The 12,499-nt window shown below is 47.5% G+C and carries 12 protein-coding genes; all 12 read left to right on the plus strand.

The features are described from left to right. The first annotated feature begins 24 nt into the window (after window positions 1-24). The 12 genes from rpoC to rplV all read left to right on the plus strand — a co-directional run bounded on the left by rpoC (window position 25) and on the right by rplV (window position 12,493). Entirely contained in the window at window positions 25-4,242 is a 4,218-nt protein-coding gene (gene rpoC / locus FJD32_RS01110) for a DNA-directed RNA polymerase subunit beta' (RefSeq protein WP_140906724.1), read from the plus strand. 179 nt (window positions 4,243-4,421) lie between these two features. Next, on the plus strand, window positions 4,422-4,796 hold the full coding sequence (rpsL, locus tag FJD32_RS01115; RefSeq protein ID WP_011070612.1) for a 30S ribosomal protein S12: 375 nt from the start codon (window positions 4,422-4,424) through the stop codon (window positions 4,794-4,796). A gap of 80 nt (window positions 4,797-4,876) precedes the next feature. Next, window positions 4,877-5,347, plus strand: coding sequence for a 30S ribosomal protein S7 (gene rpsG / locus FJD32_RS01120; protein ID WP_011070613.1), 471 nt, complete (start codon window positions 4,877-4,879; stop codon window positions 5,345-5,347). A 78-nt stretch (window positions 5,348-5,425) separates the two neighbouring features. Continuing rightward, window positions 5,426-7,522 (plus strand): elongation factor G, encoded by a 2,097-nt coding sequence (gene fusA / locus FJD32_RS01125; RefSeq protein ID WP_037418387.1) that lies wholly within the window; start codon window positions 5,426-5,428, stop codon window positions 7,520-7,522. 71 nt (window positions 7,523-7,593) lie between these two features. After that, window positions 7,594-8,778, plus strand: a complete 1,185-nt coding sequence (tuf, locus tag FJD32_RS01130; protein ID WP_069453807.1) for an elongation factor Tu — start codon at window positions 7,594-7,596, stop codon at window positions 8,776-8,778. A 330-nt stretch (window positions 8,779-9,108) separates the two neighbouring features. Then, window positions 9,109-9,420, plus strand: a complete 312-nt coding sequence (gene rpsJ, locus FJD32_RS01135) for a 30S ribosomal protein S10 (protein WP_011070616.1) — start codon at window positions 9,109-9,111, stop codon at window positions 9,418-9,420. A 27-nt stretch (window positions 9,421-9,447) separates the two neighbouring features. Continuing rightward, a complete protein-coding gene (gene rplC / locus FJD32_RS01140; protein WP_140907708.1) occupies window positions 9,448-10,086 on the plus strand; it encodes a 50S ribosomal protein L3 in 639 nt (212 codons plus the stop codon). A gap of 17 nt (window positions 10,087-10,103) precedes the next feature. Then, window positions 10,104-10,709, plus strand: a complete 606-nt coding sequence (rplD, locus tag FJD32_RS01145) for a 50S ribosomal protein L4 (protein ID WP_011070618.1) — start codon at window positions 10,104-10,106, stop codon at window positions 10,707-10,709. Continuing rightward, window positions 10,709-11,011 (plus strand): 50S ribosomal protein L23, encoded by a 303-nt coding sequence (gene rplW / locus FJD32_RS01150; RefSeq protein ID WP_037421480.1) that lies wholly within the window; start codon window positions 10,709-10,711, stop codon window positions 11,009-11,011. The genes rplD and rplW overlap by 1 nt, the downstream gene beginning before the upstream one ends. Before the next feature lie 16 nt (window positions 11,012-11,027). Next, window positions 11,028-11,852 (plus strand): 50S ribosomal protein L2, encoded by an 825-nt coding sequence (gene rplB / locus FJD32_RS01155; protein WP_011621028.1) that lies wholly within the window; start codon window positions 11,028-11,030, stop codon window positions 11,850-11,852. A 14-nt stretch (window positions 11,853-11,866) separates the two neighbouring features. Further along, window positions 11,867-12,145, plus strand: a complete 279-nt coding sequence (rpsS, locus tag FJD32_RS01160) for a 30S ribosomal protein S19 (protein ID WP_006083596.1) — start codon at window positions 11,867-11,869, stop codon at window positions 12,143-12,145. Between the two features lie 15 nt (window positions 12,146-12,160). Beyond that, window positions 12,161-12,493: a 50S ribosomal protein L22 gene (rplV, locus tag FJD32_RS01165; RefSeq protein WP_006083595.1), complete on the plus strand. Its 333-nt coding sequence runs from the start codon at window positions 12,161-12,163 to the stop codon at window positions 12,491-12,493. Window positions 12,494-12,499 lie beyond the last annotated feature (6 nt).

Raw genomic sequence — 12,499 nt, forward strand, 5'->3', positions numbered from 1 at the left:
GTTTAACTCCTTCAGGAGAGAAACGTGAAAGACTTATTAAAGTTTCTGAAACAGCAAAGCAAGACTGAAGAATTTAACGGCATCAAAATTGGTCTGGCATCGCCTGATCTGATCCGTTCTTGGTCTTTTGGTGAAGTTAAGAAGCCAGAAACCATTAACTACCGTACCTTCAAGCCTGAGCGTGAAGGTCTGTTCTGTGCGCGTATCTTTGGCCCTGTCAAAGATTACGAATGTTTGTGCGGTAAGTACAAGCGTTTGAAGCACCGTGGTGTGATCTGTGAAAAGTGTGGTGTAGAAGTTACCCAGACTAAAGTACGTCGTGAGCGTATGGGTCACATTGAACTGGCTAGCCCAGTTGCCCACATTTGGTTCTTGAAATCACTGCCGTCCCGTATCGGTTTAATGCTGGACATGACGCTGCGTGATATCGAGCGCGTACTGTATTTTGAATCTTTCGTCGTGATCGAGCCTGGCATGACCAGCCTTGAACGTGGCCAAATGCTGACAGAAGAAAACTATCTGGACGCATTAGAAGAATACGGTGACGAATTCGAAGCTAAGATGGGTGCTGAAGCGGTATTAGAACTGCTGCGCGCAATCGATCTCGAAAAAGAAATCGAACAAATGCGTGAAGAGCTGCCATCAATCAACTCTGAGACTCGTCGCAAGAAAGTGACTAAACGTCTTAAGTTGATGGAAGCGTTCCACACTTCTGGTAATAAGCCAGAGTGGATGATCTTAAAAGTACTGCCTGTGTTACCACCCGACTTACGTCCGCTGGTACCGCTCGATGGCGGCCGCTTTGCGACTTCAGATCTGAACGATCTGTACCGCCGCGTGATCAACCGTAACAACCGTTTGAAGCGTCTGTTAGATTTAGCTGCGCCGGACATCATCGTACGCAACGAAAAGCGTATGTTACAAGAGTCTGTTGATGCGCTATTAGATAACGGTCGTCGTGGTCGTGCTATTACCGGTTCTAACAAACGTCCTCTGAAATCTTTGGCCGATATGATCAAAGGTAAACAAGGTCGTTTCCGTCAGAACTTGTTAGGTAAGCGTGTTGACTACTCTGGTCGTTCGGTAATTACCGTAGGTCCTACTTTACGTCTGCACCAATGTGGTCTTCCTAAGAAGATGGCACTGGAACTGTTCAAGCCATTCATCTATGGCAAGCTGGAAGGTCGTGGCTTAGCGACAACCATTAAAGCGGCCAAGAAGATGGTAGAGCGTGAAGTGGCGGAAGTTTGGGACGTTCTGGATGAAGTGATCCGCGAACATCCAGTGATGCTTAACCGTGCACCAACACTGCACAGACTGGGTATCCAAGCGTTCGAACCTGTACTGATTGAAGGTAAAGCAATCCAGTTACACCCACTCGTTTGTGCGGCATACAACGCCGACTTCGACGGTGACCAAATGGCGGTACACGTACCGTTAACACTGGAAGCGCAGCTTGAAGCTCGTGCCCTGATGATGTCTACCAACAACATCCTGTCACCTGCGAACGGCGAGCCTGTAATCACTCCGTCTCAAGACGTGGTATTAGGTCTGTACTACACCAGCCGTGAGCGTATCAACGGCCGTGGTGAAGGTATGTACTTTATGTCTGTTGCTGAAGTTGAAAAAGCTTACGCAACTGGCGCTGCTGAACTGCATGCCCGCGTGAAAGTGCGTATCACTGAAACCGTTATCGGTGACAATGGTGAGCGTACTGAGCAACGTCGTATCGTTGATACAACTGTGGGTCGTGCTCTGCTGTCACAAATTCTGCCAGCAGGTTTGTCATTTGATCTGGTTAACCAGAACATGGGCAAAAAGCAGATTTCTAAACTATTGAACACTTGTTACCGTCAATTAGGTCTTAAAGATACTGTTATCTTCGCTGACCAACTGATGTACACAGGTTTCCGTTACGCCACTATCTCTGGTGCATCTGTCGGTATCGACGACATGGTGATCCCAGCTGAGAAGTACACCTTAGTTGCTGACGCTGAAGCAGAAGTGCTCGAAATTCAAGAGCAGTTCCAATCAGGTCTGGTTACCGCGGGTGAGCGTTACAACAAAGTAATCGACATCTGGGCAAGTGCGAACGAAAAAGTTTCTAAAGCGATGATGGAAAACCTGTCAACTGAGACAGTGATTAACCGTGATGGCGTTGAAGAGAAACAAGCTTCGTTCAACAGCATTTACATGATGGCCGACTCGGGCGCTCGTGGTAGTGCCGCACAGATCCGTCAGTTAGCGGGTATGCGTGGTCTGATGGCGAAACCAGACGGTTCGATCATCGAAACCCCAATCGTGGCGAACTTCCGTGAAGGTCTGAACGTTCTTCAGTACTTCATCTCAACCCACGGTGCGCGTAAAGGTCTAGCCGATACCGCATTGAAGACAGCTAACTCGGGTTACCTGACTCGTCGTCTGGTTGACGTTGCTCAAGACTTAGTGGTCATCGAAGACGATTGTGGTACTCACGAAGGTCTGACAATGAAGCCGCTGATCGAAGGTGGTGACGTTGTTGAGCCATTACGTGAACGCGTACTGGGTCGTGTGGTTGCGGTTGATGTTCTGTACCCAGGTACTGAAGATGTGCTTGCGCCACGTAACACTCTGCTCGACGAAGCATGGTGTGACAAGTTAGAAGAACACTCAATCGATGAAGTGATTGTACGTTCAGTAATTACCTGTGATACCGACTTCGGTGTGTGTGCGGCATGTTATGGCCGTGACTTAGCCCGTGGTCACCTGATTAACCACGGCGAAGCCATCGGTGTTGTCGCGGCACAATCAATCGGTGAACCAGGTACACAGTTAACGATGCGTACGTTCCACATCGGTGGTGCGGCATCGAGAGCGTCTGCAGAAAACAACGTTCAAGTGAAGAACTCTGGTTCGTTGAAACTGCACAACGCTAAGTACGTGACTAACACTGACGGCAAGCTGGTTATCGTTTCTCGTTCTTCTGAACTGGCGATTATCGACGAATTAGGTCGTGAGAAAGAGCGTTATAAAGTGCCTTACGGTACTGTGCTTGAGAAGTTAGAAGAAGCATCAGTAGAAGCGGGCGATATCATCGCTAACTGGGATCCACATACTCACCCAATCATCACTGAAGTGGCGGGTAGTATTAAGTTCGTTGACATGATCGACGGCGTGACCATGACTCGTCAAACAGACGAACTGACAGGTCTGTCTTCAATCGTGATCCTCGACGTGGGTCAACGTGGTTCAGCGGGTAAAGAAATGCGCCCAATGATCCGTCTGGTTGGTGCCGATGGTAGCGACCTGATGATCCCTGGTACAGAAGTACCAGCACAATACTTCTTACCAGGCAGTGCGATCGTTAACCTTGACGATAATGCGCAAATCGCCGTGGGTGACGCGTTAGCACGTATTCCACAAGAATCGTCTAAAACACGCGACATCACGGGTGGTCTACCACGCGTTGCCGACCTGTTCGAAGCCCGTAAGCCAAAAGAGCCTGCAATTCTGGCAGAAATCTCTGGTACCATCTCGTTTGGTAAAGAGACTAAAGGCAAGCGTCGTCTGGTGATTACACCTGCGGATGGCGGTGAACAGTACGAAGAGATGATCCCGAAATGGCGTAACTTAAACGTGTTCGAAGGTGAAAAAGTCGAACGTGGTGAAGTTATTGCTGACGGTCCAGAAGCGGCGCACGATATTCTGCGTCTACGTGGCATTCACAACGTAGCAAGCTACATTGTGAACGAAGTACAAGACGTATATCGTCTACAAGGCGTGAAGATCAACGATAAACATATCGAAGTGATCATCCGTCAAATGCTGCGTAAGTGCGTGATCACCTCTGCAGGTGATAGTGAGTTCTTAGAAGGCGAACAAGTAGAAGTGTCTCGCGTGAAGATCGCTAACCGCGACCTGATCGAACAAGGCAAAGTGCCTGCGACCTTCGAACGTGAACTGCTGGGTATTACCAAAGCGTCTCTGGCAACAGAATCGTTTATCTCTGCAGCATCGTTCCAAGAAACAACTCGCGTACTGACAGAAGCTGCCGTAGGTGGTAAGTCTGATAACTTACGTGGTCTGAAAGAAAACGTAATCGTTGGCCGTCTGATCCCAGCCGGTACTGGTTACGCTTATCACAAGACCCGTAACGATGCCCGTGCTAAGAAAGACGAGCCAGTTGTAGTGAATAAGATCACTGCAAGTGAAGCAGAACAAAACCTTGCAGACCTCTTAAACTTGGCTGGCAGCCAAGATTAAGTAATCAGTTTGTAACAAAAAGGCGCCGTTGGCGCCTTTTTTATTGGAATATGCCGCAAAAGTTGGCTATTTCTTGACAGTTAGGCTTTACCTTTCTAAAATTCCGCGTCCCACAATTGTGGGATATAGATTTTTCACACCTTATCGTTGAGTTTGATTCAACTGACTCGGAGCTATACATGGCAACTGTAAACCAGTTGGTACGTAAGCCACGCGCGCCAAAAGTCGACAAGACTAATGTGCCTGCGTTGAATGCGTGCCCACAAAAGCGTGGTGTTTGTACACGTGTGTACACAACTACCCCTAAAAAACCTAACTCTGCACTACGTAAAGTAGCTCGTGTGCGTCTAACTAACGGTTTCGAAGTTACTTCGTACATCGGCGGTGAAGGCCACAACCTGCAGGAACACAGCGTGATTTTGATCCGTGGTGGTCGTGTTAAAGACTTACCTGGTGTTCGCTACCACACTGTTCGTGGCGCATTAGACTGTGCAGGCGTGACTTCACGTCGCCAAAGCCGTTCTAAGTACGGTGCTAAGCGTCCTAAGTCTTAACGTATCCGTTAAGTAAGGCCAAGCTAGTTTATTTTGAGAATTCCAGTTTTGGAAATCCCTGAAGCATACGGAGAATTGTTATGCCAAGACGTCGCGTTGTAGGACAACGTAAAATCCTACCAGATCCAAAGTTTCACAGTGAGTTGCTGGCTAAGTTCATCAACGTCATTATGCAGGACGGCAAAAAGTCGACTGCTGAAAAAATCATTTACAAGGCTCTTGATGTTATCGCTGAAAAGAAAGGCGCTAACCATTTAGACATCCTTGAAGCAGCCCTGGACAACGTTCGCCCATCAGTCGAAGTTAAATCTCGTCGCGTGGGTGGTTCTACATACCAGGTACCATGTGAAGTTCGTCCTGTGCGTCGTAACGCACTGGCGATGCGCTGGTTAGTTGAAGCTGCACGTAAGCGTGGTGAAAAATCTATGGCTTTACGTCTAGCAGGTGAAATGCTAGATGCGTCTGAAAACAAAGGTACTGCTGTTAAGAAGCGTGAAGACGTGCACCGCATGGCTGAAGCTAACAAGGCCTTTGCTCATTACCGTTGGTAATCTGATGGTGTGGGCTTAGGCCCACACCATTGTTGTTGATATTGCCAAGACTTAGGTTTTGGTGGAGAGGGTATAATCGTGGCTCGTACAACCCCAATTGAGCGTTATCGTAATATCGGTATTTGTGCTCATGTGGACGCAGGTAAAACCACCACAACAGAACGTGTTCTGTTCTATACCGGTTTGTCTCATAAAATCGGTGAGGTGCATGACGGCGCCGCGACCACTGACTGGATGGTGCAAGAGCAAGAGCGTGGTATTACTATCACCTCGGCTGCTGTCACTACTTTCTGGCGTGGTATGGATGCTCAATTCACTGAACACCGCATCAATATCATCGATACCCCTGGTCACGTTGACTTTACTATTGAAGTTGAACGTTCTTTGCGCGTTCTTGACGGCGCTGTTGTGGTTTTCTGTGGTGCTTCAGGTGTTGAACCTCAATCAGAAACCGTATGGCGTCAAGCTGACAAATACCGCGTTCCACGCATCGTATTTGTCAACAAGATGGACCGTGCAGGCGCGGACTTTGAACGTGTAGTGAAGCAAATCAGAACTCGCCTTGGAGCAACTTGTGTACCGATCCAATTAAATATCGGCGCAGAAGAAAACTTCACTGGCGTGATCGACTTAATCAAGATGAAAGCCATTAACTGGAACGAAGCGGACCAGGGGATGACGTTCTCTTATGAAGAGATCCCTGCACATTTAGCAGCTAAAGCGGCTGAAATGCATGAGTATCTGGTTGAAGCAGCCGCTGAAGCCTCTGATGAACTGATGGACAAGTATCTTGAAGAAGGTACCCTGTCAGAAGAAGAGATCAAAAAAGCACTGCGTCAACGTACTATAAATAATGAAATCGTTTTAGCGACCTGTGGTTCTGCATTTAAGAACAAAGGCGTTCAAGCGGTTCTTGATGCGGTAGTAGAATTCTTGCCAGCACCAGTCGATGTGCCACCGATTAAGGGCATCGATGACAATGAGCAAGAAGTTGAGCGCCCATCAGATGACAACGCCCCCTTTGCGGCGTTGGCATTTAAGATTGCTACAGACCCGTTCGTGGGTACTTTAACCTTTATTCGTGTGTACTCAGGCGTACTTGAATCAGGTTCTGGCGTTTACAACTCTGTTAAACAGAAACGTGAACGTATTGGCCGTATCGTGCAGATGCACGCTAACGACCGCACAGAACTGAAAGAAGTCCGTGCAGGTGATATTGCCGCGGCTATTGGTCTAAAAGACGTAACCACGGGTGATACACTTTGTGATAATGACCACAAAGTAATCTTGGAACGCATGGAGTTCCCAGAACCTGTAATTACCATTGCCGTTGAACCTAAGTCAAAAGCCGACCAGGACAAAATGGGTATCGCACTGCAAAAACTTGCAGCAGAGGATCCTTCATTCCGGGTTGAGACTGACGAAGAATCATCACAAACACTGATTTCTGGAATGGGTGAGTTACACTTAGACATTATCGTTGATCGTATGCGTCGCGAATTTGGTGTTGAGTGTAACGTAGGTAAGCCACAAGTGGCCTACCGTGAAACCATTCGTGGATCAGTTGAGGCTGAAGGTAAATTTGTACGCCAATCAGGTGGCCGTGGACAATTCGGTCATGTTTGGTTAAAACTAGAGCCTAATGAAGAAGGCGCTGGTTACGAATTTATCAACGCAATCGTTGGCGGTGTAGTTCCACGTGAATTCATCCCTGCGGTTGATAAAGGTATCCAAGAGCAGATGAAGAATGGCGTTCTCGCTGGCTTCCCTGTATTGGACGTGAAGGTCACTCTATTCGATGGTTCATATCATGATGTGGACTCGAATGAAATGGCGTTCAAAATTGCGGGTTCTATGGGCTTCAAAAAGGGTGCGCTTGAGGCGAAACCTGTGTTGCTCGAACCTTGCATGAAAGTAGAAGTAACTACTCCAGAAAACTATATGGGTGATGTTGTTGGTGATTTAAACCGTCGCCGTGGTTTGATTGAAGGTATGGATGATGGCTTTGGTGGCATCAAAATAGTCCATGCAGTAGTGCCTCTTTCTGAAATGTTTGGTTATGCAACTGATTTGCGTTCTGCAACTCAGGGTCGTGCTTCTTACTCCATGGAGTTCTTGAAGTACACTGATGCACCGCAAAACATTGCGAAAGCGATTATTGAATCTCGTAGCTAATTTCCAGTTACGACATAAATGTAATATGGTCCTGTCAATGCAGGACTATTCTGAAAAGAAAGGAATATATCGTGGCAAAAGCTAAATTTGAACGTAGTAAGCCTCACGTAAACGTGGGCACCATCGGTCACGTTGACCATGGTAAAACCACTCTGACTGCAGCTATCTCTCACGTACTGGCTAAGACCTACGGTGGTGAAGCTAAAGACTTCTCTCAAATCGATAACGCTCCAGAAGAGCGTGAGCGCGGTATTACCATCAATACCTCTCACATCGAGTATGATACCCCAACTCGCCACTACGCACACGTAGACTGCCCAGGCCACGCTGACTATGTTAAAAACATGATCACTGGTGCTGCACAGATGGACGGCGCGATCCTGGTAGTTGCTTCTACAGACGGTCCAATGCCACAAACTCGCGAGCACATCCTGCTGTCTCGTCAGGTTGGCGTACCATTCATCATCGTATTCATGAACAAATGTGACATGGTTGACGATGCTGAGCTGTTAGAATTAGTGGAAATGGAAGTGCGTGAACTGTTATCAGAATACGACTTCCCAGGTGATGACTTACCAGTAATCCAAGGTTCAGCTCTGAAAGCGCTAGAAGGCGAGCCAGAGTGGGAAGCGAAGATCCTTGAGCTGGCAGCAGCTTTAGACTCTTACATTCCAGAGCCAGAGCGTGATATCGATAAGCCATTCCTGATGCCAATCGAAGACGTATTCTCTATTTCTGGTCGTGGTACAGTAGTAACAGGCCGTGTAGAGCGTGGTATCGTTAAAGTGGGCGACGAAGTAGAAATCGTTGGTATCCGCACGACTTCTAAAACAACTTGTACTGGCGTAGAAATGTTCCGTAAGCTGCTTGACGAAGGTCGTGCAGGTGAGAACTGTGGTATTTTATTACGTGGTACTAAGCGTGATGACGTAGAACGTGGTCAAGTATTATCTAAGCCAGGTTCAATCAACCCACACACTACTTTTGAATCAGAAGTTTACGTTCTGTCAAAAGAAGAAGGTGGTCGTCACACTCCATTCTTCAAAGGCTACCGTCCACAGTTCTACTTCCGTACAACTGACGTAACCGGTACTATTGAACTGCCAGAAGGCGTAGAGATGGTAATGCCTGGTGACAACATTAAGATGGTTGTTACGCTGATTTGCCCAATCGCGATGGACGAAGGTTTACGCTTCGCAATTCGTGAAGGTGGCCGTACAGTAGGTGCTGGTGTTGTAGCTAAGATCATTGCTTAATAGCAATTGTGATTAGAAAAAAGGAAGCTTAGGCTTCCTTTTTTATTTTGGGCTGGTGTTATTCTGAAATTTGTGTAAAATGCTCGCCACTCTGACGTTGAATAGTTTTTGATGACTATTTACACAGCGGGCTTGAAATCTGATTTCAGATGAGTATAATGGCCCCCTCGTTAACCTAGGTTAACGAATTAAATGACAAGTATTTGAACTTATCATTATCATAGCGGCTCCGATTGGGAGTCGAACGGTTAAATCATCTCGCTCTGCTTTTCCAGTAAGGAAGAAGCTAGAGGGTGATTTTTTATGTGTCCATTTTAGGAGCTCTGGTCAATGCAGAACCAAAGAATCCGTATCCGCTTAAAAGGGTTTGATCATCGCTTAATTGATCAGTCTACAGCGGAAATCGTTGAAACTGCTAAGCGTACTGGCGCCCAAGTACGTGGTCCTATTCCACTACCTACGCGCAAAGAGCGTTATACCGTTTTGATCTCTCCGCACGTTAATAAAGATGCTCGTGACCAGTACGAATTACGTACTCACAAGCGCCTGGTTGACATCGTAGAGCCAACTGAAAAGACTGTAGACGCTCTAATGCGTTTAGATCTTGCGGCTGGTGTCGACGTACAGATTAGCTTGGGTTAATTGAGATCCTTAGAAGAGGTTTGAGAGATGGCTATCGGTCTTATTGGTCGTAAAGTTGGTATGACTCGCATCTTCACTGAAGATGGTGTTTCTATACCTGTTACAGTAATTGAAGTTGCTGGCAACCGTGTTACTCAAGTGAAAACTTTAGAAACTGACGGCTACCGCGCACTTCAAGTTACTACTGGTACCAAAAAAGCCAATCGCATCACTGAACCAGAAGCAGGTCACTTTGCTAAGAGCGGCGTAGAAGCCGGTCGTGGACTGTGGGAACTGCGTCTGGCAGACGGTGAAGGCGAAGGCATTGAAGTTGGTGCTGAGCTAAACGTAGGTATCTTCGCTGATGTAGCGAAAGTTGACGTTACTGGTCAATCAAAAGGTAAAGGCTTCCAAGGCGGCGTTAAGCGTTGGAACTTCCGTACTCAAGATATGACGCACGGTAACTCTTTGTCGCACCGTTCGAACGGTTCTATCGGTCAGAACCAAACGCCTGGTCGCGTATTTAAAGGCAAGAAAATGTCAGGCCATATGGGTGCCGAGCGTGTTACTACTCAAAATCTAGACGTTGTACGTGTAGATGTTGAACGTAACCTGCTACTGGTTAAAGGTGCTGTTCCGGGCGCAACTAATGGCGACCTGATCATCAAGCCTGCAGTTAAAGCTTAAGGTCTGAGGAGATAGTAATGGAATTGGTATTGAAAGACGCGCAAAGCGCTCTTGAAGTTTCCGAAACTACCTTCGGCCGTGACTTTAACGAGGCACTGGTTCATCAGGTAGTTGTAGCATACGCTGCAAACGCGCGTCAGGGCACTCGTGCTCAAAAGACTCGTGCGGAAGTAACTGGCTCTGGCAAAAAGCCATGGCGCCAAAAAGGCACTGGCCGCGCTCGTGCGGGTGGTGTTAAGGGCCCAATCTGGCGTGGCGGTGGCGTAACTTTCGCTGCTAAAACTCAAGATCACAGCCAAAAAGTTAACAAGAAGATGTACCGCGGCGCGCTGAAAAGCATTCTGTCTGAACTGGTACGTCAAGACCGTCTGGTTGTTGTTGAATCATTCAGCGTTGAAGCTCCTAAAACTAAAGAGCTGAAAGCTAAACTGAAAGCAATGAACTTAGAAGACGTGTTAATTGTGACTTCAGAAGTTGACGAGAATTTATTCTTAGCAGCTCGCAACCTGTACAAGGTTGACGTTCGTGACGTTGCAGGTCTAGACCCAGTAAGTCTGATCGCGTTCAACACAGTGCTTGTGACTGCTGATGCAGTTAAGCAAATCGAGGAGATGCTAGCATGATGATCCGCGAAGAACGTTTGCTAAAAGTAATTCTGGCACCTCACATCTCTGAAAAGAGCACTGTGAATGCTGAGAAGCACAACACTGTTGTTTTCCGCGTAGCTATCGATGCAACTAAAGCTGAAATTAAAGCTGCTGTTGCTAAGCTATTTGAAGTTGAAGTCGAATCAGTTCGCACTTTAGTGAGCAAAGGCAAAACTAAACGTACTGGTGGCCGTACTGGCCGTCGTAGCGATTGGAAAAAAGCCTACGTGACTTTAGCTGCTGGTGCTGACATCGATTTCGTCGGCGGCGCTGAGTAAGCAAAGGAGAATTATCATGGCAGTTATTAAGTGTAAGCCAACCTCTCCAGGTCGTCGCCACGTTGTTAAAGTGGTGAACTCTGACCTGCACAAGGGTAAACCTTTTGCTGGCCTGTTGGCGAAAAAATCTAAAAGTGGTGGCCGTAACAACACTGGCCGTATCACTGTTCGTCACGTTGGTGGCGGTCACAAGCAGCACTACCGTTTAATCGACTTCAAACGCGATAAAGATGGTATCCCTGCAAAAATTGAGCGTCTGGAATACGATCCAAACCGTACTGCGCACATCGCTCTAGTACTGTATGCGGATGGTGAGCGTCGTTACATCCTTGCTGCTAAAGGCATGCAAGCTGGCGACAAGATCCAGTCTGGTGTTGAAGCCGAAATCAAAACCGGTAACGCAATGCCACTGCGCAATATTCCAGTAGGTTCTGTTGTGCACGCTGTAGAAATGAAGCCTGGTAAAGGTGCTCAGATCGCGCGTTCAGCGGGTGCTTATGTACAAGTTGTTGCTCGTGATGGCGCATATGCCACTTTACGTCTTCGCTCTGGCGAAATGCGCAAAGTGCCAGTTGATTGCCGCGCAACATTTGGTGAAGTTGGTAATGCCGAACACATGCTACGCCAGTTAGGTAAAGCAGGTGCTAAGCGCTGGAGAGGCGTTCGCCCAACAGTTCGCGGTGTTGCAATGAACCCGGTAGACCATCCACACGGTGGTGGTGAAGGCCGTACTTCTGGTGGTCGTCACCCAGTGACTCCATGGGGTGTGCCAACTAAGGGTTATAAGACTCGTAGTAACAAGCGCACTGACAAGTACATCGTACGTCGTCGTAATAAATAGTAAGAGGATTCGCCATGCCACGTTCTCTCAAGAAAGGTCCCTTCATTGACCTGCACTTGCTGAAGAAGGTAGAGAAAGCGATGGAAGCAGGTGACAAGAAGCCTATTAAGACTTGGTCACGTCGCTCTATGATCATTCCAAATATGATTGGTTTGACCATCGCTGTCCATAATGGTCGTCAGCACGTTCCTGTGTTCGTAACTGACGAAATGATCGGCCACAAACTTGGTGAATTCTCACCAACTCGCACTTATCGCGGCCATGCTGCTGATAAGAAAGCGAAGAAGCGTTAATACGGGAGGTATAAGATGGAAGTTTTAGCTAAACATCGTTTTGCCCGTACGTCTGCGCAGAAGGCTCGTCTCGTTGCTGATCAAATTCGCGGTTTGCCTGTTGCTAAGGCCCTCGAAATTTTGACTTTCAGCCCAAAGAAAGCCGCCGTACTGGTTAAAAAAGTACTTGACTCAGCTATCGCAAACGCCGAACACAACGAAGGCGCGGATATTGATGAGCTAAAAGTAGGCGCCGTCTTCGTTGACGAGGGTCCAACTATGAAGCGTATCATGCCACGTGCTAAAGGCCGCGCTGATCGTATCATGAAGCGTACCAGCCACATCACTGTGGTTGTATCAGATCGCTAGGAGAGA

The sequence above is a fragment of the Shewanella sp. LC6 genome (assembly GCF_006385735.2).
GTDB lineage: Bacteria > Pseudomonadota > Gammaproteobacteria > Enterobacterales > Shewanellaceae > Shewanella > Shewanella xiamenensis.

Bases quoted from the DNA above. Each gene is read 5' to 3' on its own strand.
- rplC (WP_140907708.1), top strand. From the start codon at position 9,448: ATGGCTATCGGTCTTATTGGTCGTAAAGTTGGTATGACTCGCATCTTC.
- rplV (WP_006083595.1), top strand. From the start codon at position 12,161: ATGGAAGTTTTAGCTAAACATCGTTTTGCCCGTACGTCTGCGCAGAAG.
- rplB (WP_011621028.1), top strand. From the start codon at position 11,028: ATGGCAGTTATTAAGTGTAAGCCAACCTCTCCAGGTCGTCGCCACGTT.
- rpsS (WP_006083596.1), top strand. From the start codon at position 11,867: ATGCCACGTTCTCTCAAGAAAGGTCCCTTCATTGACCTGCACTTGCTG.
- rpsL (WP_011070612.1), top strand. From the start codon at position 4,422: ATGGCAACTGTAAACCAGTTGGTACGTAAGCCACGCGCGCCAAAAGTC.
- rpsG (WP_011070613.1), top strand. From the start codon at position 4,877: ATGCCAAGACGTCGCGTTGTAGGACAACGTAAAATCCTACCAGATCCA.
- rplW (WP_037421480.1), top strand. From the start codon at position 10,709: ATGATCCGCGAAGAACGTTTGCTAAAAGTAATTCTGGCACCTCACATC.
- rplD (WP_011070618.1), top strand. From the start codon at position 10,104: ATGGAATTGGTATTGAAAGACGCGCAAAGCGCTCTTGAAGTTTCCGAA.
- rpsJ (WP_011070616.1), top strand. From the start codon at position 9,109: ATGCAGAACCAAAGAATCCGTATCCGCTTAAAAGGGTTTGATCATCGC.